At 67.0% G+C, this 23,902-nt stretch carries 20 protein-coding genes; 18 read left to right on the top strand and 2 right to left on the bottom strand.

Features of this window, described 5'->3' with window-relative positions:
* The first annotated feature begins 218 nt into the window (after window positions 1–218).
* The 18 genes from ROV95_RS18800 to cueR all read left to right on the top strand — a co-directional run bounded on the left by ROV95_RS18800 (window position 219) and on the right by cueR (window position 19,919).
* Entirely contained in the window at window positions 219–527 is a 309-nt protein-coding gene (locus ROV95_RS18800; protein ID WP_005416326.1) for a YerC/YecD family TrpR-related protein, read from the top strand.
* Window positions 528–561: 34 nt separating this feature from the next.
* Window positions 562–1,473 (top strand): ATP phosphoribosyltransferase, encoded by a 912-nt coding sequence (hisG, locus tag ROV95_RS18805; protein ID WP_312545791.1) that lies wholly within the window; start codon window positions 562–564, stop codon window positions 1,471–1,473.
* Window positions 1,470–2,765, top strand: a complete 1,296-nt coding sequence (gene hisD / locus ROV95_RS18810) for a histidinol dehydrogenase (protein WP_312545792.1) — start codon at window positions 1,470–1,472, stop codon at window positions 2,763–2,765. The genes hisG and hisD overlap by 4 nt, the downstream gene beginning before the upstream one ends.
* Window positions 2,762–3,856: a histidinol-phosphate transaminase gene (hisC, locus tag ROV95_RS18815; protein ID WP_312545794.1), complete on the top strand. Its 1,095-nt coding sequence runs from the start codon at window positions 2,762–2,764 to the stop codon at window positions 3,854–3,856. Before hisD ends, hisC begins: the two co-directional genes overlap by 4 nt.
* Window positions 3,853–4,926, top strand: coding sequence for a bifunctional histidinol-phosphatase/imidazoleglycerol-phosphate dehydratase HisB (hisB, locus tag ROV95_RS18820; RefSeq protein WP_312545796.1), 1,074 nt, complete (start codon window positions 3,853–3,855; stop codon window positions 4,924–4,926). The genes hisC and hisB overlap by 4 nt, the downstream gene beginning before the upstream one ends.
* On the top strand, window positions 4,923–5,525 hold the full coding sequence (hisH, locus tag ROV95_RS18825) for an imidazole glycerol phosphate synthase subunit HisH (RefSeq protein ID WP_312545797.1): 603 nt from the start codon (window positions 4,923–4,925) through the stop codon (window positions 5,523–5,525). Before hisB ends, hisH begins: the two co-directional genes overlap by 4 nt.
* Window positions 5,522–6,256, top strand: a complete 735-nt coding sequence (gene hisA, locus ROV95_RS18830) for a 1-(5-phosphoribosyl)-5-[(5-phosphoribosylamino)methylideneamino]imidazole-4-carboxamide isomerase (protein WP_134735650.1) — start codon at window positions 5,522–5,524, stop codon at window positions 6,254–6,256. The genes hisH and hisA overlap by 4 nt, the downstream gene beginning before the upstream one ends.
* Entirely contained in the window at window positions 6,250–7,026 is a 777-nt protein-coding gene (hisF, locus tag ROV95_RS18835; RefSeq protein ID WP_046985961.1) for an imidazole glycerol phosphate synthase subunit HisF, read from the top strand. Before hisA ends, hisF begins: the two co-directional genes overlap by 7 nt.
* Window positions 7,016–7,636, top strand: a complete 621-nt coding sequence (hisIE, locus tag ROV95_RS18840) for a bifunctional phosphoribosyl-AMP cyclohydrolase/phosphoribosyl-ATP diphosphatase HisIE (RefSeq protein ID WP_134731467.1) — start codon at window positions 7,016–7,018, stop codon at window positions 7,634–7,636. Before hisF ends, hisIE begins: the two co-directional genes overlap by 11 nt.
* Before the next feature lie 300 nt (window positions 7,637–7,936).
* Window positions 7,937–9,526 (top strand): calcineurin-like phosphoesterase family protein, encoded by a 1,590-nt coding sequence (locus tag ROV95_RS18845; protein WP_312545801.1) that lies wholly within the window; start codon window positions 7,937–7,939, stop codon window positions 9,524–9,526.
* 35 nt (window positions 9,527–9,561) lie between these two features.
* The gene (locus ROV95_RS18850) at window positions 9,562–9,846 is read left to right on the top strand and encodes a hypothetical protein (RefSeq protein ID WP_005409434.1); all 285 of its coding nucleotides are present in this window, start codon (window positions 9,562–9,564) and stop codon (window positions 9,844–9,846) included.
* 89 nt (window positions 9,847–9,935) lie between these two features.
* A complete protein-coding gene (locus ROV95_RS18855) occupies window positions 9,936–10,958 on the top strand; it encodes a glucokinase (RefSeq protein ID WP_279937259.1) in 1,023 nt (340 codons plus the stop codon).
* A gap of 51 nt (window positions 10,959–11,009) precedes the next feature.
* A complete protein-coding gene (locus tag ROV95_RS18860; RefSeq protein ID WP_312545803.1) occupies window positions 11,010–12,008 on the top strand; it encodes a N(4)-(beta-N-acetylglucosaminyl)-L-asparaginase in 999 nt (332 codons plus the stop codon).
* Window positions 12,005–12,742, top strand: a complete 738-nt coding sequence (locus ROV95_RS18865; protein ID WP_312545805.1) for a copper homeostasis protein CutC — start codon at window positions 12,005–12,007, stop codon at window positions 12,740–12,742. Before ROV95_RS18860 ends, ROV95_RS18865 begins: the two co-directional genes overlap by 4 nt.
* Window positions 12,743–12,907: 165 nt before the next feature.
* Window positions 12,908–13,537 carry a hypothetical protein gene (locus ROV95_RS18870; RefSeq protein WP_312545807.1) on the top strand — a complete coding sequence of 210 codons (630 nt, stop codon included), beginning with the start codon at window positions 12,908–12,910 and terminating at the stop codon, window positions 13,535–13,537.
* A gap of 295 nt (window positions 13,538–13,832) precedes the next feature.
* The gene (locus ROV95_RS18875; RefSeq protein WP_312545808.1) at window positions 13,833–16,790 is read left to right on the top strand and encodes a TonB-dependent receptor; all 2,958 of its coding nucleotides are present in this window, start codon (window positions 13,833–13,835) and stop codon (window positions 16,788–16,790) included.
* Between the two features lie 160 nt (window positions 16,791–16,950).
* Entirely contained in the window at window positions 16,951–19,452 is a 2,502-nt protein-coding gene (locus tag ROV95_RS18880; RefSeq protein ID WP_312545810.1) for a heavy metal translocating P-type ATPase, read from the top strand.
* Window positions 19,453–19,463: 11 nt separating this feature from the next.
* Window positions 19,464–19,919 (top strand): Cu(I)-responsive transcriptional regulator, encoded by a 456-nt coding sequence (gene cueR / locus ROV95_RS18885; RefSeq protein ID WP_019661429.1) that lies wholly within the window; start codon window positions 19,464–19,466, stop codon window positions 19,917–19,919.
* Window positions 19,920–19,998: 79 nt separating this feature from the next.
* Here cueR and ROV95_RS18890 read toward each other — a convergent pair whose 3' ends face one another.
* A complete protein-coding gene (locus ROV95_RS18890; RefSeq protein ID WP_021204511.1) occupies window positions 19,999–20,193 on the bottom strand; it encodes a heavy-metal-associated domain-containing protein in 195 nt (64 codons plus the stop codon).
* A gap of 200 nt (window positions 20,194–20,393) precedes the next feature.
* Window positions 20,394–23,471 (bottom strand): TonB-dependent receptor, encoded by a 3,078-nt coding sequence (locus tag ROV95_RS18895; protein ID WP_071305715.1) that lies wholly within the window; start codon window positions 23,469–23,471, stop codon window positions 20,394–20,396.
* Window positions 23,472–23,902 lie beyond the last annotated feature (431 nt).

Genomic DNA, 23,902 nt, shown 5'->3' on the forward strand with positions numbered 1-23,902 from the left:
CCGGTGGGCGTTTTTTTTTGCCATTGCCTGGGATCAGGGCCGTTTTCCTCCAGAAACGGATCCGCCCCCGCCAACCTTCAGCAACCTGGCATTTGACCTTGCTTCGCATGCAGCTGGCGCAGGGGCAGCGCCGCCCAGCCTCCCCCAGATTTGACGCGCTGCGCAAGAATGCGCTAATGTACTAACGCGCTATTACATTCATGCATGGAAACAGCCCCGTGAAAGCCCGCCCCGAGATTGCCGCCAAAGACCCCAAGGCCGACCTGGAAGCCCTGGCCCGGGCCTTTGCCGCCCTGCGCGAGCCGGAGCAGGTGGAAGCCTTCCTGCGCGACCTGTGCACTCCGGCCGAGCTGGAAGCCATGGCCGACCGCTGGAAGGTGGTGCCGCTGCTGCAGCAGGGCGTGCCGTACCGCGAGATCCACGAGCGCACCGGCGTCAGCGTGACCACCACCGGACGGGTGGCGCGCACGCTCGAGCATGGCCATCGAGGCTATGCCGCCGCCATCGACCGCCTTGCTTCGCGCTGATCCGCGCCCCGTTCCGAACTTCGAGACCTCCCCCATGAGTGCAACCCAGGCAGCGCCGGCGCGAGACCGGCTGCGTATCGCCATCCAGAAGAGTGGCCGGCTGGCCGAGCCCGCCCGCAACCTGCTCAGCGCCTGTGGCCTGAGCTGGCGGGAGAGCCGTGACAAGTTGTTCTGCTACGGCGAATCGCTGCCGGTGGACCTGCTGCTGGTGCGCGACGACGACATCCCCGGCCTGGTCGCCGACGGCGTCTGCGACCTCGGCATCGTCGGCCGCAACGAGCTGGACGAGCAAGCCGCAGCACGTCGCCAGATCGGCCTGCCCGACGCCTACCAGGCGCTGCGCGGGCTGGGCTTCGGCCAGTGCCGGCTGATGCTGGCGGTGCCCGAGGAATGGCAGTGGCAGGGCCCGGCGCAGCTGGCCGGCACCCGCATCGCCACCAGCTACCCGGCCATCCTCACGCAGTGGCTGGCCGAGCAGGGCGTGGACGCGCAGGTGGTCGAGCTGTCCGGGTCGGTGGAAATCGCCCCGCGCCTGGGTACCGCCGACCTGATCTGCGATCTGGTGTCCAGCGGCGCCACGCTGCGTGCCAACCAGTTGACCCCGGTACACAATCTCCTCGACAGCGAGGCGGTGCTGGCTGGTGCGGTGCGCGTGCCGGATGATGCACGTGCATCGCTGCGCGCGATGCTGCTGCGTCGCCTCGACGGCGTGGTGCAGCGCCAGGACCGCAAGCTGCTGATGTTCCGCGCCAGCGAGGATCGCGTCGACGCGCTGGCGCAGTTGCTGGCCGATGCCGAGCCGCTGGTGCGGTTGCCGGCCGATGGCGGTGCGCTGCGCCTGCAGACCATGTGCCCCGGCCCGCTGAGCTGGCAGCGCATGGAGGAACTCGAGCGCGCGGGCGCGCAGGGCCTGATGGTACTGAGCGTGGAGCGGTCGCTGGCATGAACCGTCTGACCTGGTCCCGACTTGATGAGGCCGCGCGCAGCGCGGCATTGACCCGCCCGGTGCAGACCGTGGCGCAGCAGACCCGCGACGCGGTGGCGACGCTGATTGCACAGGTGCGCGCGCAGGGCGACGACGCGCTGCGTGCGATCACCGCGCGTTTCGATGGTGTCGAACTGTCGTCCTTTGAAGTGAGCGAAGCCGAGTTCGCTGCGGCCGAAGCCGCCGTACCCGGCGAACTGCGCCAGGCCATGGTGGACGCGGCCGAGCGCATCGCCCGCTTCCACGCCGCCGGCATGGGCAAGGGATACGCAGTTGAAACCGCGCCGGGCGTAGTCTGCGAACGCATGCTGCGTCCGATCGGCCGGGTGGGCCTGTACGTGCCAGCCGGCAGCGCGCCGCTGCCGTCCACCGCGCTGATGCTGGGTGTTCCGGCACAGCTGGCCGGCTGCCCGCAGGTGGTGCTGTGCACGCCGCCGCGAGCCGATGGCAGCGCAGACCCGGCCGTACTGGTGGCGGCGCGGCTGACCGGCGTGCAGCGCGTGTTCAAGCTGGGCGGCGCGCAGGCGATCGCTGCGATGGCCTATGGCACCGCCAGCGTTCCGGCCTGTGACAAGCTGTTCGGGCCGGGCAACAGCTTCGTGACCGAAGCCAAGCAGCAGGTCGCGCAGGATGGCGCCGCCGCCATCGATATGCCGGCCGGTCCCTCCGAAGTGCTGGTGATTGCCGATGCTGGCGCCAATCCGGCGTTCGTCGCCGCCGACCTGCTGTCGCAGGCCGAGCATGGCCCGGATTCGCAGGTACTGCTGCTGACCGACGATGCCGCGATGCTGGCCGCGGTCGAAGCCGAGGTGGAGCGCCAGGTGGCCGTGTTGCCGCGCCAGCAGATCGCGCGCCAGGCCTTGTCGGCCTCGCGCCTGATCCAGGTCGTTTCGCTGGACGAGGCCTTCGCGATCAGCAACCGCTATGCACCCGAGCACCTGATCCTGGCCCTGCGTGATCCGCGCGCGTGGCTGGACAAGGTGCAGGCCGCCGGCTCGGTGTTCCTGGGGGATTACACCCCCGAAGCACTGGGCGACTACTGCAGCGGCACCAACCACGTGCTGCCGACCGCCGGTGCCGCGCGTGCCTATAGTGGCGTCAGCGTTGCCAGCTTCCAGAACCTGATCAGCGTGCAGAGCGCCAGTGCCGCCGGCCTGGCCGCGATCGGCGGCTGCGCGCGCATCATCGCCAGCGCCGAAGGCCTGGATGCCCACGAGCGTGCGGTGGCATTGCGCATGGAGGTGGCGGCATGAGCGCGGCTGTCGAGGAGGTGCTGGCGCTGGTGCGCCCGGATCTGCAGGCGTTCGCCGGCTACAGCTCGGCACGCAGCGCAGCGGTGCAGGGCGAGGTCTGGTTGAACGCCAACGAGTCCGCCTGGGCCAATACGGCCGACGCGGCTGGCAGCAGCCGGCGCTATCCGGAGCCGCAACCGTTGGCGTTGCGCGAAGGCTTGGCGGCGCTGTACGGCGTGACGCCACAGCAGCTGCTGGTCGGCCGCGGCAGCGACGAGGCCATTGATCTGCTGGTGCGCGCGCTGTGCGTGCCGGGCCGCGACGGCGTGCTGGTCACGCCGCCGGTGTTCGGCATGTACGCCGTCTGCGCACGCCTGCAGGGCGCCGCATTGATTGAAGTGCCGCTGGTGGACAGCGAAGATGGCCTGCGTGCCGATCTGGATGCGGTGATCGACGCGGCCAAGGCGCAAGGTGCCAAGCTGGTGTTCCTGTGCGCCCCGTCGAACCCGGCCGGCAGTGACATCGCCCTGGACGAAGTCGAGCGGGTGGTGGTGGCGCTGCGCGGGCAAGCACTGGTGGTGGTGGACGAGGCCTATGTCGAGTACGCGCAGCGTCCGTCGGCGACCACGCTGCTGGCCGCGCACGCCAACCTGGCGGTGCTGCGCACGCTGTCGAAGGCACACGCGCTCGCGGCCGCTCGTATTGGGACGCTGATCGGCGCCCCGGAACTGATTACCGTGCTGCGTCGTTGCCAGGCGCCGTACCCGGTGCCGACCCCGTGCGCCGAGCTGGCCGTGCAGGCCCTGCAGCCGGCCGCGCTGGCACGCACCGCCGAACGCGTGGCCACGGTCATCGCCGAACGCGAGCGCCTGCGAACGGCACTGGCCAGCCTGCCCGGTGTACGCCGGGTGTACGCCTCGTCCGGCAACTACCTGCTGGTCCGCTTCGCCGATGCCCAGGCCGCGTTCGATACGCTGCTGGCTGCGGGCGTGGTGGTGCGGGACCAGCGCGCCGCGCCGCAGTTGGGTGATGCGCTGCGCATCAGCATCGGCAGCCCAGAAGAGAATGACCGCGTGCTTGCGGCCCTGTCGGCGCGGAGGGCCGCAGCATGACCCCGATCCTGTTCATCGACCGCGACGGCACCCTCATCGAGGAGCCGTCCGACTTCCAGATCGACGCCTACGAGAAGCTGCGCTTCGTGCCGCAGGTGATCCCGGCGCTGCTGAAGCTGCGTGACGCCGGCTACCAGTTCGTGATCGTCACCAACCAGGATGGCCTCGGCAGCGACAGCTACCCGCGTGCCAGCTTCGATGGCCCCAACGACCTGATGCTGCAGATCTTCGAGAGTCAGGGCATCTCTTTCCGTGACGTGCTGATCGACTGCAGCTGGCCGCAGGACAATGCGCCGACCCGCAAGCCGGGCATCGGCCTGATGACCGCCTACCTGCAGGACCGCAGCATCGACTGGGCGCGCTCAGGCATGGTTGGCGACCGCATCACCGACCTGCAGTTCGCCGAGAACCTCAACATCCGTGGCTTCCAGCTGCGCACCGCGCAGTTCGGGGGCGAGTGGGACTGGCCGGGCATCGCCCACGCGCTGGCCGACGCACCGCGTACTGCCGTGGTCCAGCGCAATACGAAAGAAACGAAGATCCGCGTGGAACTGGACCTGGACCGTGCCGCTGATGCACGCATCGCCACCGGATTGCCGTTCTTCGACCACATGCTGGAACAGATCGGCAAGCATGGCGGCTTCGCGCTGGACATCCAGGCCGAGGGCGACCTGCACATCGACGAGCACCACACCATTGAAGACACCGGGCTCGCATTGGGCCAGGCCCTGCGCGAGGCGCTGGGCGACAAGCGCGGCATTGGCCGCTACGGCTTCACCCTGCCGATGGACGAGACGCTGGCCAGCGCCGCACTGGATTTCAGCGGCCGGCCCTACTTTGTGTTCGAGGGCGAGTTCAAGCGCGAGCGCGTGGGCGACATGCCGACCGAGCTGGTGCCGCATTTCTTCCGCTCGCTGTGCGATGCCAGCGGCCTGAACCTCAACCTGCAGGTACGCGGCGACAACGACCATCACAAGGTGGAGGCCTGCTTCAAGGCGCTGGCACGCGCGCTGCGGCCGGCGTTGGCCCGGCAGGGCACGGCGTTGCCAACCACCAAGGGGGCGCTGTGAGTGACGTTGCGCTGATCGATGCCGGCGGTGCCAACCTGGGCTCGGTGCGCTATGCACTGGAGCGTCTGGGTGCGACGGTGCGGCTGGTGCGCGATGCGGACGGCCTGATCGGCGCGCAGCGGGTGATCCTGCCCGGTGTCGGCGCCGCCGGTCCCGGCATGCAGCGCCTGCACGCGCAGGGCCTGGTGGAACCGCTGCAGCAACTGGAGGTGCCGTTGATGGGCATCTGCCTGGGCATGCAGCTGCTGTTCGAGCGCTCCGAGGAAGCGGCTGTGGAGACACTGGGCCTGATTCCCGGCGTGGTGCGCAAGCTGGTGCCGGCCTGCGGCATCCGGGTGCCGCACATGGGCTGGAACCGCCTGCTGCCACTGCGCGAATCGCTGCTGCTGCGCGGTGTGCCGGAGCGCGCCAGCGCCTACTTCGTGCACAGCTATGCGGCGCCGCTCAATACCCACACCGTCGCTGCCTGCGACCACGGCGGCCTGTTCACTGCCGTGGTGGAGCAGGGGCGTTACTACGGCGCACAGTTCCACCCCGAGCGCTCCGGCGAGACCGGCTCGCTGATGCTGCGCAACTTCCTCGAGGGCACGGCTGCATGAGTTTCATCGTCTACCCCGCGCTGGATATCCGCGACGGCCGCGTGGTGCGGCTGCGCCAGGGCGACTACGCGCAGGAAACCTCGTATGGCGATGATCCGTTGCCACGCGCGCAGGCCTTCGCCGCGCAGGGTGCGCAGTGGATGCATCTGGTCGATCTGGACGCTGCGCGTGCCGGTGGCTACACCCTTGCGCCGCTGCTCGCGTCGATCCGTGCGCAGACGCCGCTGCAGGTGCAGACCGGCGGTGGCGTGCGCGGTCGCGACGACGTGGCGCGCATCATCGATGCCGGCGCCGGTCGCGTAGTGGTCGGCTCGCTGGCCGTGCGCCGTCCCGATGAGGTGGTGGGCTGGCTGGAGGAATTCGGCGCCGAACGCATCACCATTGCGCTTGACGCCCGCCAGGATGCACAGGGCCAGTGGCAGCTGCCGGTGCACGGCTGGACCGAGAACGCCGGGGTGACCCTGGACGTTCTGGCTCAGCGCTACGCACGCGCCGGCATGCGCCACCTGCTGTGCACCGACATCGCCCGCGACGGCATGCTGGCCGGGCCCAACATCAGCCTCTACCAGCACCTGTCGGCGCTGCTGCCGGGCGTGGCGGTGCAGGCGTCCGGCGGCATCCGTGACGTGGCCGACGTTGCCGAAGCGCGACGTGCAGGCTGCGGTGGCGCGATCCTTGGCAAGGCCCTGCTGGAGCAGCGCATGGACCTGGCGGAGGCGCTGGCATGTTGAGCCGCCGCATCATTCCGTGCCTGGACGTGCGCGATGGCCGGGTGGTCAAGGGCGTGCGTTTCCGCGACCACGTCGACATGGGCGATATCGCCGAGCTGGCGCAGCGCTACCGTGACCAGGGCGCCGACGAGCTGGTGTTCTATGACATCGGCGCCAGCCCCGAGGCGCGGTCAGTGGACGTGGCCTGGATCGAGCGCATCGCACGCCTGATCGACATTCCGTTCTGCGTGGCCGGTGGCATCGACAGCGTAGAGACCGCGCGCCGCGTATTGTTCGCCGGTGCCGACAAGGTGTCGATCAATTCGCCGGCGCTGGGCCGGCCGGAGCTGATCACCGAGCTGGCGGACGAGTTCGGCGTGCAGTGCGTTGTGGTGGGGGTCGATTCGGTGCGCGAGGCCGACGGGCAATGGCGGGTGCGTCGTTTCAGCGGCGATCCGGACAAGACCCAGGCGGTGCCGCTGCGCACGCTCGACTGGATCGTCGAAGCGCAACGGCGTGGAGCCGGCGAGATCGTGTTGAACTGCATGGACAGCGATGGCGTGCGCCGCGGCTACGATGTCGCACAGTTGCAGCAGGCGCGGGCACTGTGCCAGGTGCCGCTGATCGCCTCTGGTGGCGCCGGTGCGATGGAACATTTCGCAGAAGCCTTCGACCAGGCCGACGTCGATGGTGCACTGGCGGCGAGCGTGTTCCACAGCGGCGCCATCGCCATTCCAGAATTGAAGCGCTACCTGCGCGGACAGCAGATCGAGGTGCGGGATGTCTATTGAAGTCAGGCCGTCGTCGGACGCATTGCAGGCGCTGGACTGGAGCAAGGGCGACGGCCTGCTGCCGGCCGTGGTTCAGGATGCCGACACCCTGCAGGTGCTGATGCTGGGCTATGTGAGTGCCGAATCGCTGGCGGCCACGCTGGCCATCGGCCACATGACCTTCTTCAGCCGCAGCAAGCAGCGGTTGTGGACCAAGGGCGAGCAGTCCGGCAACGTGCTGGTGGTGCAGTCGATCAGCGTCGACTGCGATGCCGATACTTTGCTGGTGATGGCACGGCCGGCGGGGCCAACCTGCCACACCGGTGCAGAGAGCTGCTTTGACCAGGCGCCGAAGGATTTCCTGGGCGGGCTGGGCCAGCTGGTGGCGATGCGTGAGGCGCAACGCCCGCCGGGCAGCTACACCACCAGCCTGTTCGAGGGCGGCATCCGCCGTATCGCGCAGAAGGTGGGCGAGGAGGGCGTGGAGACCGCATTGGCCGCCGTGGCGCAGGATGACGAGGCATTGCTGGGCGAGGCGTCGGACCTGCTGTACCACCTGCTGGTGCTGCTGCGCGCGCGCGGGCTGTCGCTGGATGATGCGCGCGCGGTACTGGAAAAACGCCATCGTTGAAGTGCGGTAGTGCCGGCCGCTGGCCGGCAACCTCATCATCTTCGGGCATCTAGGGCTTGCCGGCCCCCCCCCCCCCCCCCCCCCCCCCCCCCCCCCCCCCCCCTCCCCCCCCCCCCCCCCCCCCCCCCCCCCCCCCCCGCCCCCCCCCCCCGCCCCCCCCCCCCCCCCCCCCCCCCCCCCCCCCCCCCCGCCGCCCCCCCCCCCCCCCCCCCCCCCCCCCCCCCCCCACGACCCGCCGGCAATGCAGCCGAGCGTGGCTCGGCTCTACAATACCGCGTCTCTTTCTGCCGGATGCCTCCCATGAAACTGCCTGCCGCCTGGCTGTGCTGCCTGTTGCTGACCTCGCCGGCCTGGGCTGCGGACACCGTGGTCAGCGGCAAGGTGTATCTGGAGCGTGACGGCAAGCCTGGCCGCGGTGCGACCGATCCGGGCCTGGCCGGGGTGCAGGTTTCCAACGGCGAGACCATCGTCAAGACTGCCGCTGACGGCAGCTACAGCCTGCCGGTGCGCGACGGCCAGACCGTATTCGTGATCAAGCCTGATGCGTATTCCTTCCCGAAAGCGGCCGACGGCCTGCCTTCGTTCTGGCGGCACTATCACCCGAACGGTTCGCCGGCGTTGAAGTACGGCGGCATCGCCGCGACCAGCGACGTCACCCGCAACTGGGATTTCGCCCTGCAGTCGGATCGCCATGACAGTCGGCGCGGCTTCCAGATGCTGGTGTTCACCGACTCCCAGACCGCGAGCCTGAAGGACATCGGCTACTACCAGCAGTCGATCGTGGCGCCGCTGATCGGCCAGACCAAGGCGCGCATGGGCACCACCCTGGGTGACATCGTCAACGATGACTTGACGCTCTACCCGGCGATCAACAAGGTCACCACCGGACTTGGCGTGCCGTGGTTCCATGTGCCGGGCAACCACGACCTCGATTTCGATGCGGCCAGCGACGCACACTCGCTGGACAGCTGGCGCAACATCTACGGTCCGGACACCTACGCGGTGGAAGAGGGCGGCGCCAGTTTCGTGTTCCTGGACGACGTGGTGTACGACCCCAAGGCCAGGCCGAAGTACATCGGCGGCCTGCGCGAAGACCAGTTCGCCTTCCTCGCCAGCTACCTGAAGGGCCTGCACAAGGACCGCCTGCTGGTGCTGGGCATGCACATCCCGCTGTTCGACGCGGCGCCAGGGCGCGAGACCTTCCGCCATGCCGACCGCCAGCGCCTGTTCGACCTGCTCAAGGACTTCCGCAATGTGCTGGTGCTCAGTGGCCACAGCCACACCCAGCAGCACGTCTACCACAGCAAAACCGAAGGCTGGAACGGCGACAAACCGCTGCACGAATACAACGTGGGTGCCAACTGCGGTGCGTTCTGGTCGGGGGTGAAGGATGCCGCCGGCGTGCCGGACAGCACCATGAGTGATGGCACGCCAAAGGGCTACGCATTGCTCGACGTGGCCGGCAACGGCAGCTATCGCCTGCAGTACCGCGTGGCCGGCAAGCCGGCCAGCGAGCAGATCGGCCTGCATGCGCCGAAAGTGCTGCGCCAGGGGGCTTACCCGGCGTGGGGCATCTATGCCAACGTCTACATGGGTGAGGATGCCAGCGTGGTTGAGTACCGCGTTGATGGCGGCGCTTGGCAGCCGATGAAGCAGGTCAGCCAGCCCGACCCGCGCCTGATGGTGGAGAACGTGGCCGACGATCTGGCTGACAGCCTGCGTGGCTACGACCGCTCGCCGGAGGCCACCGCGTCGCCGCACCTGTGGCGTGGCGCGCTGCCGACCGACCTGGCCGTGGGCAGCCACAAGGTCGAGGTACGCTCCACCCAGCCCGATGGCGCGGTGTTCACCGCCACCACCCGCTACAGCCTGCAGACGGCCCAGCCCTGACACGCCGCAAGGCCTCTCCAGCGAAAGGACCCCGCATGGATATCCGCTTCATGGCCGGCACCACGCCGGTGACCCTGAGCCGCCACTGGTTCACCGGCGCGATGCTGCTGCAGAGCGCCACCGAGAAGGTCTGGGTGCAGCATCCGCTGCATCCGGGCACGCACTTCTCCTTCTCGCTGGTACAGTCGTGGCTGCGCCACATCGCCGGCCACGAAGTGCTGGTCGAGCGCACCCGGCCGCTGCTGTTTGCCGGCTTCCGCCCGCAGCGGCTGCGCGTGCTGGTGGATGGCGTGCAGGTGGCCGAACAGGAAGGCATGTAGGCCAACCTGAACCGCCGGCGCGCTAGGCAAAGCCGCCCCGATGCCTGAGAATCGAGGCGATTCAATCGATCCAAGCAGGCCAGGCCAGCGTGACCATCGCAGCAGCGTCCACGGTTTCCACCGACTCCGCCCGCGGCGGTCTTCCGCGCAGTCTCGTTGTCGCCGATGTCGGCGGCACTTTCGCCCGTTTGGCGCTGGCTGAAGCGCAACCCGGCCACGCACCACGGCTGGGCAGCCACCGCACCTATGCCTGCGCCGAGCACCCCAGCCTGGCGGCGATCCTTGCTGATTTCACCGCTGGCCTCGGCCAGCCGGTGCAGACCGCGGTGGTCGCCATCGCCGGCCTGCTCGATGGCGATGTACTGATCAATTCCAATCTGCCGTGGACGGTCTCGCTGTCGGCCACCCGCGCGCAGTCCGGGCTGCATGAGCTGCAGTTGATCAATGATTTCGAAGCGGTGGCGCTGGCCATCCCGTACCTGCAGCCTGCCACTCTGGTGCCACTGAACGGCGATGCTGACCCGGCGCAGGCGTTCCCGGCGCTGGTGCTGGGCGCCGGTACCGGCCTGGGCGCGGCACTGCGTTTCGCCGATGGCGAGCGCCCGGTGCTGGCCAGCGAGATCGGCCATGCCGCGCTCGGCGCCGGCAACGCGCTGGAACTGCAGGTGCTGGGCAAACTGCTGCAGCGCTGGGCGCACGTGGACAACGAGCGCGTGCTGTCCGGCAGTGGCCTGATGAACCTGTACCCGTGCCTGTGCGAGCTGCGCGGCGTCACCCCGGTGTGGACCAGTACCGAAGCACTGATCGGTGCCGCCCGCAGCGGTGAAGACGCGCTGGCGGTGGAGACGCTGCAGGTGTTCTGCGCCTGGCTGGGCAGCCTGGCCGGCGACGCAGCGATCGCCGTCGGTGCGCGCTCGGTGTACCTCGCCGGAGGTATTTCCGCGCATGTGCAGGATTTCCTGGCCGATGGCCGCTTCCGTGAGCGCTTCCTCAACAAGGGCGTGCTGACCGAGGTGCTGCGCCAGGTGCCGGTATGGCGCGTGGAGCACGGCCAGTTGGGCGTGCTCGGCGCAGCGGTCTGGCACGCCGCACGGCAGCCCACGCACGACTGATCGGCATGACCGGCATCGTGCCGGCCGTGCATTGCAGACTGGGAGGGGAAGATGGTGGATCGCAGGCAGTTACTGCAGGCCGGTGCACTGGCTGCAGGCATGGCGGCTTTGCCGGGCGTGCAGGCGCGCACGCAGGGTGGGGCCAGGGTGGTTTCGACCTGGGACTTCGGCGTACCGGCCAACCAGGCCGCGTGGAAGGTACTGGCGCAGGGCGGCAGCGCGCTGGATGCGGTGGAAGCAGGCGCACGCTGGGCCGAGAGCGAGCTGTGCAACCCCACCGTCGGCCATTGTGGCAACCCCGATCGCGACGGCGTGCTGAGCCTGGACGCGAGCATCATGGATGGCGATGGCCGTTGTGGCGCAGTGGCCGCGCTGGTCGACATCCTGCATCCGGTGTCGGTGGCCCGCAAAGTGATGGAGAACAGCCCGCACGTGCTGCTGGTGGGCGAGGGCGCGCAGCAGTTCGCGATGCAGCAGGGTTTCGAGCGCAAGCACCTGCTGACGCCGCAGGCCGAAGCGGCCTGGCGCGAGTGGCTGAAGACGGAGAAGTATCAGCCGCAGATCAACGCCGAGCGCCGTGGTATTCCCGGCAACAGCGACAACCACGACACCATCGGCATGCTGGCGCTGGATGCCAAGGGCCACCTTGCCGGTGCCTGCACCACCAGCGGCATGGCCTGGAAGCTGCACGGCCGGGTCGGCGACAGCCCGATCATCGGTGCCGGCCTGTATGTCGACAACGACGTGGGCGCGGCCACTGCTTCGGGCGTGGGTGAAGAGATGATCCGCAACGCCGCTTCGTTCCTGGTGGTCGAACTGATGCGCCAGGGGCGCTCGCCGGCACAGGCCTGCCGCGAAGCGATCGACCGTGTGGTGCGCAAGCGGCCGGAGGCGAGCAAGACCCTGCAGGTGTGCTTCCTGGCCATGAACAAGCAGGGCGAGGTCGGCGCCTACGCGCTGCATCGTGGCTTCGTCTATGCGGTGTGCGATGCGCAGCGCCAGGATGACCTGCGTGACTCGCCGTCGATCTACACGAGCTCCCAGGCGTGAGTACGCGGCGGACCCTGGAGATCGCCAGCAACTCGCTGGCTTCGGCACTGGCCGCGCAGACCGGCGGCGCCGACCGCATCGAGCTGTTCGACAACCTGGCCGAGGGCGGCACCACGCCGTCCTTCGCCAGCATCGCGATTGCCCGCGAACGCCTGTCGATTCCGCTGTTCGTGCTGGTGCGGCCACGCCCGGGCGACTTCCACTACGACGCGCTGGAAACCGAACTGATGCTGCGTGACATCGCGCAGTGCCGCGCGCTGGGCTGCGATGGCGTGGTGATCGGTGCGCTGGACGTGCAGGGCGGCATCGACCTGGCGCTGTGCCGGGAACTGGTGCAGGCCGCCGGGCCGTTGCAGGTGACCTTCCATCGCGCCTTCGATGCGGCCCGCGACCTGCCGGCAGCGCTGGAACAGGTGATCGGGCTGGGCTGCCAGCGCGTGCTGACCTCGGGCGGGCAGGTCAGCGCCGAGGCCGGTGCCGAAGTACTGGCGGGCCTGGTGACCCAGGCGAAGGGACGCATCAGTGTGATGGCCGGCGCGGGGCTGGGCCCGGCCAATATCGCCGCCGTTGCGCGACGGACCGGCTGCACCGAACTGCACGCCTCAGCCAAGGGCCTGCGCCGGTCGGTGATGCAGTTCCAGAACCCGGCGCTGCGCGGGCTGGACCCGGACTGGAGCCAGACCGCCACCGCCACTGTTGCCGCGCTGCGGCTGGCGCTGGACGGCGCAAGGTAGCCCGCTTCTTCTGTAGAGCCGAGCCCACGCTCGGCTGCTCTTTGGGCGCCGGGGTCGGATCCCTTCGCAGAATGGCTCCGACCCCGGGCCTGCCCATCGTTGCGGCCGAAGAAGTGACGCTTACAGCACGTTCGAACGGCTGGGGCGGCAGGCCAAGTCGTTGAAATGGATACGCTGGTGCGCCGTCGCATGGCGGCGCAGTCGGTGATTGCCGATAGTGGTTCATACCGTCGTTCGCCAACGAACTCCCGCATGTTTCGACTGTTCCTGCTGCTTGTCTGCGTGGTGCCAGCCATTGCAATCGGCGCACGTGAAGGACATGCACCGGAGTGGGTGCGGGAGGTGACTGCCGACAAGGACCTGCAGGTTGACCCCGAAATGGTTGGTGTGAGGCTTGAGCCAACCGCGCGGGGCGCGTTCCTCGACACGCGCGTACATCGGATCGGGGAGAAGCGCTTTCGCGCGCTGTATCAGGTGTTCGATTCAAACGCTTCCAACCCGATGGGACGTTGTGGCGCTGGGCGCGAGATCCATCTGTTCGTCTACGAATTGACCCTGCCGAAGCCCATTGAGCGCGGCAGGGTGTTGATCAGCAGCTGCCTTGAAACCCTGTCTCTGGTGAGCCAGAACTCAGGGCGATCCAAGAGTGAATCCGACTTTTCCTCGGTCATCTGGCAGGGGGACGGGTTCTCCATCGAGTGGTGGGGTATCGGACCCGGAGGCGATACGTCGAGCCACTACGCGCTCCGAAATGACCGCTTCGTCCCGACTCGATCGGGTGAGGGGAATCGCTGAGGGCGGACAAAACCGTTCCGCGCGCGGTTGTCGTGATCGTGTCACTACTTCGTGCGCCGTTCTCTCAGCGATGTGTCGCAACTATTTGATTGTTATGGATGTCGGTGGCCGCTAGCGGCATTCCGCCGGCTGTTGCTGCGCCGCCGCATGCCGGGCGTGGTTCAGCTGTGCTTTAGTTTGGATCGATCCACAGGGGAGGTGCCATATCGGTCGTGAACCGATCCAAGCGCCTGGATCCGTCGTAGTGCCGCGCCACCGTCCGCCCGTGCGTCCACATCTTCGAAGAGCAACCACCATGGCTCAGATCGTCCACAAGCGTCGCCACCTGCTGTCCCAGGCCCTGATCCTGGCCCTGCTTCCCCTGGCTGCCAATGCGCAGCAAGCCTCAAGCTCGTCTACCAAGGATCTCGACGCGGTCACCGTCACCGGCTCGCGCATCAAGCGCGCCAGTGTCGAAGGCCCGGCCCCGGTCAACGTGATCACCGCGCAGCAGATCCAGAAAGAGGGCTTCGTCAGCGTGCATGACGCGCTGAAGACGCTCACCGAAGCGACCGGCACCGTTGAAGCCGCCTCGCAATGGGGCTCGCACACGCCCAACGCCAGTGGCCTGAACCTGCGCGGGATGGGCCCGAACCGTTCTCTGCTGCTGGTCAACGGCCGCCGTGTGGCCGACTACCCGCTGCCCTACGGCGGCGAAACCAATTTCTCCAACTACGGCAACATTCCGGCCGCAGCAGTGGAGCGCATTGAAGTGCTGACCGGCGGCGCCTCGGCCATCTACGGTTCGGATGCGATCGCCGGCGTGGTCAACGTCATCCTCAAGACCAACTACGACGGCGACGAAGTGCGCGTGCGTGGCGGTACCTCCACAGAAGGTGGACGAGATACCTGGGACCTGTCCTGGGCCGGCGGCAAGACCGGCGACAACTGGAGCGTGACCTACGCGCTGCAGTACACCAAGCGCGATCCGCTGTTCGGACGCGACCGACCGCAGATGGACGACGCCGACGACGCACCGTATCCCTCCTGGAACATGGAGCAGCGCAAGGTCGGCTTCCGCCCCACCTCGGGCCTGGCATTGATCGACCCGACCAACGGCCAGCGCCTGGCACCGCCTGCAGGCACCTGCGAGAAGTTCGACGGCGAGTACTACACTGCCGATCGGCTGGTCTACAACTACGCTACCAACACCATCACCAACACCGGCCGCCTGTGCGGCATGAGCGCCGACTACGCCAACTGGCTGCTCACCGGCGGCGCCGAGAATGTTTCCGGCAACCTCTACGCCACCTTCGATTTCAGCAGCGACCTGCAGGCCTGGACCAACCTGGCGGTATACCACTCCGAAGCGATCTGGGGCACCAATCCGCCCAGCGTCTCGCTGATCGACGACAACAACGGCTATTACTGGGATGCCAACCGCAACCGCCCGATCCTGGGCGTGCGCCAGTTCACTCCGAACGAAGTCGGTGGCCTGGATACCCTGCGCAACACCAACCGCGAGCTGTCCTGGGACTGGAGCGCAGGCCTGCGTGGCCGCCTTGCCGATCGCTTCGACTGGAGCGCCTCGGTGGGCCGTTCCTACTACCGCGTCGAAGAACGGCAGAACGTGGTGGACGAGCAGAAGTCGTACGACTACTTCCTCGGCCCGCGCCTGGGCACCACCCCCGATGGCGAGGCGATCTACGCGTTGAACGAATCGCGCTGGTGGAATCCGCTCACGCCGGACCAATACTGGCAGATGGGCACGGTGGCCAGGAACCGCGCGTCATCGTGGGTCAACCAGGCCTCGGCGGATATCACCGGCGAGCTGTTCCAGGGCTGGGCAGGCCCGATCTCGTTCGCAGCGGTAGCTGAAGTCGCGCAGCAGGGCTACCACCTCAGCCCGGACCCACGCGCCGGCATCGATTTCGACCTGCAGAACGTCGACCGCGGTGGTGGCGAGCGCACCCGGTATTCGGCGGGCGTCGAGTTCAAGATCCCGCTGCTGGAGAGCGTGACGGCCACCGCGGCCGCGCGCTACGACCGCTATGGCAACTACAAGGCCGATGACAGCAGTGAAGCGTTGGATATCGGCAGCCAGAAGGAAACCACCTGGAACGTCGGCCTGGAATGGCGCCCGGTCGAATCGCTGCTGGTGCGTGGCTCGTATGCCACCAGCTTCCACGCGCCGGACATGCACTACCTGCTGGGCCAGCCGAGCAGTTCCGAAGTGCAGACCTATGATCGGCTGCGCTGCATCCAGAGCGGTGCCTACCTGGTCAACAACTGTGGCGTGGGCAACACCGATGTCTGGTACACCTTCGACGTGAACCGCCGTGGCACGCCGCTGCTGCGCTCGGAAACCGGTGATTCGTGGACGGTCGGCTTCGTCTGGGACGTGATGCCCAACCTGTCGGTCAGCGCCGACTACTGGGCGATCAAGCTGGAAGACATGATCGTCGACGTCGGCGCCGACGAGGTGCTGGCCAGCGAGGCCGGCTGCCTGACCGGCAAGAACATCGATGGCACGCCATGGGCCAATCCGGCCGGTGGCGACTACTGCGCCGGCATCCTGGCGCGCGTGAACCGTGACAGCAACGGGCGCCTGGTGTCGATCGAGCGCGGCCCGTTCAACCTGGCCAGCCGCGAAGTGCGTGGCGTCGACCTGACCGCGCGCTACCGTCTGGAGACCGCGCAATGGGGCAGCTTCCAGCTGGGTGTGAACTACACCAACCAGATCTCCACCAAGGAACAGCGCTACGCCAACGACCCGAACCCGGAACGCCGCGACCGCGACCTGCGCAGCAAGCTGCGCGCGAGCCTGGCCTGGCAGCGCGGCAACTGGAATGCCAATGTCTATGCCGACCGCGTGGGCTCGGTGCCGGGCGTGCGCTACCACTGGGGCACCGACCGCCTGGACAACCCCGGCGGCTGCCTGCCGTTCGCCGATGGCTACGTGCCCAGCGACAGCCCGTCGCTGAACTGCCTGGAGCCGGCAACGCGTCCGGATGGCTCGCCGAACCCGAACCCCAATGCCGGGCAGCAGACGGCGCGCTACTACGGTCGAGTGGGGCCGTTCATCACCTGGAACTTCAACGTGGGCTACCAGGTGACCGAACACGCGAAGGTAAACGTGTACGTCAACAACGCCTTCAACTCCGCCAGCTGGAATCACAAGGATCCGTACAAGCTGGACTATGACTTCGCCCCGACCCGGTTGCTGAGCGCGGTCGGCCGTGAGCTCGCATTGGAGTATGTGTTCACGTTCTGAAGAGACCGACCTCGCCGGTAGATCCACGCCATGCGTGGATGCGGAAACGGAACGCCGGGGGCGGCGCCCCCTTCAGGCATGCGGACAGGCTGGATTTGACCTTCCCACGATGGAAAGGTTTAGCCTGTCCGCATCCAGAAGGAACCCCGGGAATCCGATCATGAGCACGCCCCGCGCCGCTGCCGCCACCGCAAGTCCTGCCACCATCAGCCTGCCCATCGAGGGCATGACCTGCGCCAGCTGTGTCGGCCGGGTCGAGGCGGCGCTGTCCAGGGTCGAAGGTGTGGGCAGTGTTTCGGTCAATCTGGCCACCGAGCGCGCGGATATCCGCCCGTCCGGCCCGGTCGATCGGGCCGCGCTGATCCAGGCGGTGGAGCGGGTGGGCTACGACGTACCTGCCGCCACCGTTGAACTGGCCGTGGAAGGCATGACGTGCGCCTCCTGCGTGGGCCGCGTGGAGCGCGCGCTGCTGGCGGTGTCAGGCGTGAGCCAGGCCAGCGTCAACCTGGCCACCGAGCGCGCCACGGTGCGTGGCGTGGCGGATGCTGCGACGCTGGTCGCCGCCATCGACAAGGCCGGCTATGACGCACGCGTAATCGAGGCGGGTGTGCAGTCCGATGACGAGGCCGTAGAAAAGAAGGATGCCGAGCGTGCCGAACTGAAGCGCGACCTGATCGTGGCAACTGCGCTGGCATTGCCGGTGTTCGTGCTGGAGATGGGCTCGCACCTGATTCCCGGCATGCACGAATGGGTGATGGCCACGATTGGCATGCAGGCCAGCTGGTACCTGCAGTTCGCACTGACGCTCCTGGTGCTGGCCATCCCCGGTCGCCGTTTCTACCAGAAGGGCTTCCCGGCGCTGCTGCGCCTTGCACCGGACATGAATTCGCTTGTGGCGGTGGGCACCGCTGCGGCGTTCGGCTATTCGGTGGTCGCGACCTTTGCACCGCGGCTGCTGCCGCCGGGCACGGTGAACGTCTACTACGAAGCGGCGGCGGTAATCGTCGCACTGATCCTGCTGGGCCGCTTCCTCGAAGCGCGCGCCAAGGGCCGCACCTCGGAGGCGATCAAGCGTCTGGTCAACCTGCAGGCCAAGGTCGCCCACGTGATCCGTGACGGCCGCGCCGTCGATATCCCGGTCAATGAAGTGCAGAGCGGCGACGTGGTGGAAGTGCGGCCAGGCGAGCGTGTGCCGGTCGATGGCGAGGTGGTTGAAGGCCGCAGCTACATCGACGAATCGATGATCAGCGGCGAGCCGATTCCGGTTGAGAAGCAGCCGGGCAGCAGCGTGGTGGGCGGTACGGTCAACCAGAAGGGCGCACTGACGGTACGTGCGACGGCGGTGGGCGCGCAGACCCTGCTGGCGCAGATCATCCGCATGGTCGAACAGGCGCAGGGCTCGAAGCTGCCGATCCAGGCGTTGGTTGACAAGGTCACGCTGTGGTTCGTGCCGGCGGTGATGCTGGCCGCGCTGGCGACCTTCGCAGTCTGGCTGATCTTCGGCCCGTCGCCGGCGCTGAGCTTCGCGCTGGTCAATGCGGTGGCGGTGCTGATCATTGCCTGCCCATGCGCGATGGGCCTGGCCACGCCGACCTCGATCATGGTGGGGACCGGTCGTGGCGCCGAAATGGGCGTGCTGTTCCGCAAGGGCGAAGCGCTGCAGCTGCTGAAGGATGCGCAGGTGGTGGCGGTGGACAAGACCGGCACGCTGACCGAGGGTCGCCCGCGCCTGACCGACTTCGAGATCACGGACGGCTTCGATCGCAGCACCGTGCTGGCGGCAGTGGCTGCAGTGGAATCGCGCTCTGAACATCCGATCGCCCGCGCCATCGTCGATGCAGCCACTGAACAGGGCATTGCACTGCCGTCGATGGTCGATTTCGAATCGGTCACCGGCATGGGCGTGCGTGCCAGCGTTGATGGTGCGCGGGTGGAGGTCGGTGCCGATCGCTTCATGCGCGATCTGGGCGTGGACATCACTTTGTTTGCGGCGCTGGCGGCAGAGCTGGGCACCCAGGGCAAGTCGCCGCTGTATGCCGCCATTGACGGTCGCCTGGCCGCAATCATCGCGGTATCCGATCCGATCAAGCCGAGCACGCCGGCCGCGATCGCGGCACTGCATCAGCTTGGCCTGAAGGTGGCGATGATCACCGGTGACAACGCTGGTACCGCGCAGGCGATCGCGCGCCAGCTCGGCATCGACGAAGTGGTGGCCGAGGTGCTGCCGGAAGGCAAGGTCGAGGCGGTGCGCCGCTTGAAGACCACACATGGCCATGTCGCCTTCGTCGGCGACGGCATCAACGATGCGCCGGCACTGGCCGAGGCCGATGTCGGCCTGGCGATCGGAACCGGTACCGATATCGCGGTGGAATCGGCCGACGTGGTGCTGATGTCGGGTAACCTGCAAGGTGTGCCGAATGCCATTGCGTTGTCGAAGGCGACGCTGGGCAACATCCGGCAGAACCTGTTCTGGGCCTTCGCCTACAACACCGCGTTGATTCCGGTGGCCGCCGGCGTGCTGTATCCGGTCTGGGGCGTGCTGCTGTCACCGGTGTTCGCGGCCGGTGCGATGGCCCTGTCCAGCGTGTTCGTGCTGGGCAATGCGCTGCGCCTGCGCCGCTTCCAGCCACCGATGGCGGATGCCGCCGCCGTCACTCATTGAAGGGAATACCCATGAACATCGGTGAAGCCGCCAAAGCCTCCAGTGTGTCGGCGAAAATGATCCGCTACTACGAACAGATCGGCCTGATTCCCGCCGCTGATAGAACCGAGTCGGGCTACCGGGCGTATTCGCAGGCGGACATCCACCGCCTGCGTTTCATCCGCCGCGCACGCGATCTGGGCTTCCAGGTGGCCGAGATCACCGATCTGCTCGGCCTCTGGAACGATACCTCGCGGCACAGCGCCGACGTCAAGCACCTGGCCGAGCAGCACATCGCCGATCTGGAGCAACGCATCGAGCACATGCGGCAGATGGCCGACACGCTGAAGTCGCTGATCAGCTGCTGCGCGGGCGATGAGCGCCCGGAGTGCCCGATCCTGGAGCGGTTGGGTGAGGACGATGGGACGCTGGTACCGGTCGATACCGCGAAGACTGGTGCGGTGCGGCGGCGTACGCACAAGCATTGACTCGATATCGCATGCATGAAAAAGCCCGCCGGGTGCTGTAGTACCCGGCGGGCTTTTCAGTATGGGACAGGACAGGGGATCAGGCAGTACGCGGCGGGAAGCCGGCATCGGTCAGTGCCGCCACGATCTGCGCTTCGCTGGCCGAGGTCTGCACCTGCACTCGGCGGCTGGCCGGATCTGCCTGCACGCTGGCCTGCGGATCGACCAGTTCGATCGCCTTGGTCACGCTGCGCGCGCAACCGCCGCAGGTCATGCCTTCAACATGGAATTCCATCCGTAGCTCCTTGGGTGCTCTTGGGGTCGAGTCAGTGTGCACCTTCCAACGATGGCAGGGTCAAGTGCCGGGCTGAACGACAGGCAAGGCGGCAAAAAAAACGGCAGCCGCCTGTACCAGCGCGGCTGCCGTGGAGGAACGTCCCCGCCAGGGCGGGGCGTGGGTTGCACCGGGGCGCGCCCGGGCAACCCGGTGTTGCCTTAGAACTTCCAGGTAGCGCCGAAGTACAGCTGGCGGCCTGCATAGGTATTGGAGATCAGGCGTGCCTTGGTGTCGCTTCCCAGATGCACGCGCTGCTCGGACTTGGTGGCGTTGATCACCGAGGCGGTCAGGGTCCAGTCCGGGGTCAGGTTGTAGGCAACATTCAGATCCAGCTGGTCATACGGTTCGGTGTAGACGGTGAGGCCATTGTTGAGCCCGCCGACCACTTGGCCGCGACGGTTGAACGAAGCGCGCGCGAGGAACTTCTCGTTCTCGTAGAAGACCGTCACGTTGGCCTGGTTCTTGGCGCTGCCGACCAGCGGCGAGGAGCCGATTTCCTGCCCGTCCAGAACAATGGAAGCCAGGTTGGTGTCGTTGTAGGTGTAGTTGGCCTGCACGCCGAAGCCGAAATCGAAGGTGTACTGGCCATACAGCTCGACGCCTTGCGACACACCATCGCGGCCATTGGCCTGGGTCTCGTAGCGCTGCACGTTCACCGCTTCACCGTTGATGACCATGGGCGTGTCGCGCACCACCGGCAGGGTGAAGTTGTCCACGTTCTTGCGGAACAGGCTGACGCCGGCAACCGCGCCCGGCTGGAAGTACCACTCCAGGCCCAGGTCGAACTGGGTGGCCTTGAACGGCTCCAGCTGCTTGTTGCTGCCCTGGCCGACCCAGCCTGCGGTCGATGCGCCGCCGGCAACGCGGCGATCATTGACGTACTCCTCGCTGTAGTAGCTCAGTGCGCCCGGTGCTGCGATGTCGGTGTAGCCAGGGCGGGCGATCACCTTCGATGCGGCACCACGCAGCACCAGCGTGTCGGTGATGTCCCATGCGATGTTGAAACTCGGCAGCACGTCGGTGTAGGTCCGGTCCACGCCGATCAGGCTGTAGGTCTTGCTCTGCGCCAGGTCATGCGGCAGGCGCACGAAGCCGCTCTCGCAGCTGTAGGTCGGGTAGGCCGCAGCGGCGGGGTCGGTGCACGCCATCGGCGCGCCGGACGCGTTGTCCAGGAAGTAGTCGTTGAACTTCTCGATCGAGTCGGAAGACTGCGCGAACTGCTTGGTGCGCACCACGCGCACGCCGACATTGCCGCGCACGCGCTCGGTGCGGAAGTTGGCCTGGAAGTAGCCGGAGTAGATCTTCTCGTTGACGTTGTAGACGAAGTCTTCCTCGGTACGGTTGTGCGAACCACCGTAGGTCTTGTTCAGATAGTCGATGTACGCCGGGTAGTTGATGCCCGGGAACACGTTGGCATTGAAGCCACCGGCAATGTTGCTGATCGGATTGGACAGGAAGAAGCCGGGCTGCGCATCGCCGGCAGTCGGATCGCAGCCACTCTGGTAGCGGCTGTTGTCATAGTCGGCCGGGTCACGGCCGGGGCACACCCAATAGGTGTTGCCGGTGTTGCGGTGCACCTTGCCGTCGCGGTATTTGGCACCGAACTGGATTGAATCCAGCCAACCGGACTCGAACAGCTTGGTCACGTCGGCCTGGAAGTAGTTCTGCTTGACCTCGGTGCGCTTCCACGACGAATCGGTCGAGCCGGTGTCGACTTCGGCGATGCCGTTCATCAACTGCTGCTGCAGGTCGGGCGAGAAGGTGGCAGACGGCGTGCCGGTCAGGTCCCATGCGCTGTACTGGTTACCGGACAGGTAGTCGTTGCCGACCTTGCGGCGCGGCTTGGCCGACATGCGGAAGTTCATCGACGGACCACCTTCGGACCAGGTGCGGCCACCGGTGAACGAGGCCTTCCACAGCGGGCTGATGTCCCAGTCGATGGTCAGGTCGGCGGTCTGCGACAGCGCCTTTTCCTTGCTGTAGCCACCGGTCAGCTGCGGTGTCGGAATCGTGCAGTCGTCCGGGCCCCAGCCGCCGGGCTTGAGGCCGGCGGCCTTGGCCTGGTCTTCGCTGCAGTAGTAAGTCTTTCCAGCCAGCTTTTCGAATTGGGCACCGGTGACGGTGTTGCCGCTGGCATCGAAGTCCAGGCCATTGAGAAGGCGGCCTCCGGCCCAGTTGCCGTCCTGGTTGTAGCGCGCCATGCTCCATTCCGGAATCTTCAGCATGTTCTGGGTGTAGTCACCCTGCAGCTCGAAGCGGAAGTAGTTGGCGGTCATCGTGACGTTGTCGACCGGCTTGAACTGGAAGGTCAGCTGGCCGCCCTTGCGCTCGCGCTTTTCTTCCTTCACCGCGAAGTTGACCGAGGTCGGCATGAAGAAGTCGCTGTAGTTGCCGCCGGTCTGGTTGTTGAAGCCGGACTTGCCCCACCAGTAGTGGATGCCATCCTGCTGCTGCACGTTGCCATAGGCGTCGCGTGCCCTGCCGGCGCCGTACCACTGGTAGTCCTCGGTGCTGGCTTCCATGGTACGGGTCGTGCGCTTCTGCTGCGTCACGCCGACCAGCACGCCGAAACGCTCATCCTTGCTGTGCCACGAATAGAGGGCCGAGGCCTGCGGGTCGATATCGTGGTGGGTATCGGAGGAGGTGCCCTCGAGCGTGACGAAGCCCGAGTTGGACTCCATGTCCAGCGGACGGCGGGTGTGCAGGATGACCGTGCCGCCGATGCCGCCTTCGTCGATGCGTGCTTCCGGCGACTTGAACAACTCGGCGCTGGACAGCATGTTCGACGGCAGCAGGGTGTAGTTGAACGAACGGGTGGCTTCGTCGTTGGTTTCCGACGTGGCCACGTAGTTGCCATTCAACTGGGTCAGGGTCAGGTCCGGCGCAAGGCCGCGCACGCTGACACTCTTGCCTTCACCACCGCTGCGGGTGATGACCACGCCGGGCACGCGCTGCAGTGCGTCGGCCACGTTCTTGTCGGGGAACTTGCCGACGTCCTCGGCGGTGATCACTTCGACAACGGCGTTGGCGTCGCGCTTCTGCTCAAGGCTCTTTTCGATGGCGTAGCGGTAGCCGGTGACCTGGACGCTGTCCAGAGTGGTGGCATCCGGCGCGCCGGTAGACGTGGCCTGTTGCGCGGCGGCGCCAGCCGGAATGACGGCGGCGGCCAATGCCAGCGCGATGGCCAACGACAGTGCGTCCTGGCCATGCGTACGTATTGAATGCTTCATTCCCATCTCTCCCTCTCTCCTGGATTGATCCGGTGACGTGGCACGGACAACTTGAATCGATCTAATTTGAAGTGACTTTGCGGCTGTCGCCATGTGGGTGGCAGAGCACCGCGCGTGTGGCCTGGTACGTCCTGTTGCTGCTCCCCAACTCCCGGCCATCGCAATGTCGTTCTTGGATCGATCTAAGCGATGGGCGGGCGATTTTTAGCACGGGTCGCCCGTGGGCGCATGCTGCTGCGCAATATGGTACTGGCGTGGCGAAGGGATGACGGTTTGCTGAAATCAGTGAAATCGTTTTCGTGCGCAGGGGAAGGGTGAGTCGGCAGGGCTGCGCCCTGCACCTGCGGTAGTGCCGGCCGCTGGCCGGCAACAGCCAAAGCCAACGCCAAAGCCAAAGCCAAAGCCAAAGCGGCTCTGGGTTGTCTGTGGCTTGGCGG

This window comes from Stenotrophomonas maltophilia group sp. msm1, from assembly GCF_032025805.1.
In the GTDB taxonomy this organism is placed as follows: Bacteria; Pseudomonadota; Gammaproteobacteria; order Xanthomonadales; family Xanthomonadaceae; genus Stenotrophomonas; species Stenotrophomonas hibiscicola.

What these genes read in the sequence shown, in the direction of transcription:
- ROV95_RS18880 (WP_312545810.1), top strand. Translation starts at nt 16,951, where the DNA reads ATGAGCACGCCCCGCGCCGCTGCCGCCACCGCAAGTCCTGCCACCATC.
- hisG (WP_312545791.1), top strand. Translation starts at nt 562, where the DNA reads ATGAGTGCAACCCAGGCAGCGCCGGCGCGAGACCGGCTGCGTATCGCC.
- ROV95_RS18875 (WP_312545808.1), top strand. Translation starts at nt 13,833, where the DNA reads ATGGCTCAGATCGTCCACAAGCGTCGCCACCTGCTGTCCCAGGCCCTG.
- ROV95_RS18845 (WP_312545801.1), top strand. Translation starts at nt 7,937, where the DNA reads ATGAAACTGCCTGCCGCCTGGCTGTGCTGCCTGTTGCTGACCTCGCCG.
- ROV95_RS18895 (WP_071305715.1), bottom strand. Translation starts at nt 23,471, where the DNA reads ATGGGAATGAAGCATTCAATACGTACGCATGGCCAGGACGCACTGTCG.
- ROV95_RS18850 (WP_005409434.1), top strand. Translation starts at nt 9,562, where the DNA reads ATGGATATCCGCTTCATGGCCGGCACCACGCCGGTGACCCTGAGCCGC.
- hisB (WP_312545796.1), top strand. Translation starts at nt 3,853, where the DNA reads ATGACCCCGATCCTGTTCATCGACCGCGACGGCACCCTCATCGAGGAG.
- hisA (WP_134735650.1), top strand. Translation starts at nt 5,522, where the DNA reads ATGAGTTTCATCGTCTACCCCGCGCTGGATATCCGCGACGGCCGCGTG.
- hisD (WP_312545792.1), top strand. Translation starts at nt 1,470, where the DNA reads ATGAACCGTCTGACCTGGTCCCGACTTGATGAGGCCGCGCGCAGCGCG.
- hisIE (WP_134731467.1), top strand. Translation starts at nt 7,016, where the DNA reads ATGTCTATTGAAGTCAGGCCGTCGTCGGACGCATTGCAGGCGCTGGAC.
- cueR (WP_019661429.1), top strand. Translation starts at nt 19,464, where the DNA reads ATGAACATCGGTGAAGCCGCCAAAGCCTCCAGTGTGTCGGCGAAAATG.
- ROV95_RS18890 (WP_021204511.1), bottom strand. Translation starts at nt 20,193, where the DNA reads ATGGAATTCCATGTTGAAGGCATGACCTGCGGCGGTTGCGCGCGCAGC.
- ROV95_RS18860 (WP_312545803.1), top strand. Translation starts at nt 11,010, where the DNA reads ATGGTGGATCGCAGGCAGTTACTGCAGGCCGGTGCACTGGCTGCAGGC.
- hisC (WP_312545794.1), top strand. Translation starts at nt 2,762, where the DNA reads ATGAGCGCGGCTGTCGAGGAGGTGCTGGCGCTGGTGCGCCCGGATCTG.
- hisF (WP_046985961.1), top strand. Translation starts at nt 6,250, where the DNA reads ATGTTGAGCCGCCGCATCATTCCGTGCCTGGACGTGCGCGATGGCCGG.
- ROV95_RS18870 (WP_312545807.1), top strand. Translation starts at nt 12,908, where the DNA reads ATGGATACGCTGGTGCGCCGTCGCATGGCGGCGCAGTCGGTGATTGCC.